The organism is Salipiger sp. HF18 (assembly GCF_011806505.1).
Classification (GTDB): Bacteria; Pseudomonadota; Alphaproteobacteria; order Rhodobacterales; family Rhodobacteraceae; genus Salipiger; species Salipiger thiooxidans.
This window is the reverse complement of record NZ_JAATOS010000982.1, coordinates 1-564: the sequence shown is the minus strand read 5'-3', so window position 1 is coordinate 564 and position 564 is coordinate 1. Positions and strand designations below refer to the sequence as shown.

The 564-nt window shown below is 65.4% G+C and carries 1 pseudogene; it reads right to left on the bottom strand.

Features of this window, described 5'->3' with window-relative positions:
• Positions 1-564: pseudogene (locus HC022_RS28390) on the bottom strand (pyruvate carboxylase); the annotation flags it as partial.

Genomic DNA, 564 nt, shown 5'->3' with positions numbered 1-564 from the left:
TCGCCGGGCGCCATGCCGTAGAAGTAGGTCAGCGTGGGCAGGGTGCGGACGGGGCCGTATTCCTCGTGCCGCGCCACGTAGTCGGTGAAGACCTTGGGGTACATGAGGTAGCCGTTGAAGTCCTCGTCGTCGAACTCGATGTCCTCGAACTTCGCGGCGAGCTCCGCCCGCAGGGCAGCGAAATCCGCCGGGGGCAGGTGCTTGCCAGGGCGTTCGGTGTTGGGCTTCTCGGATTTCAGCACCTTCTTCACGATGCCCTTCGGGAAGCCCCCCGGCGGCTGGCCGAGGTTGCCGCGCATCATGTCGACCACCGAATCGGGGAAGCTGACCTCGGTCTTCGGATCCTCGACCTGCGCCCGGGTCAGCCCCTGGCTCACCATCATCAGCGCCATGTCGCCCACCACCTTGGACGAGGGCGTCACCTTCACGATGTCGCCGAACATCATGTTCACGTCGGCATAGGTCTTGGCGACCTCGTGCCAGCGCTCTTCCAGCCCCAGCGAGCGCGCCTGCGCCTTGAGGTTGGTGAACTGTCCGCCCGGCATCTCGTGCAGGTAGACCTCG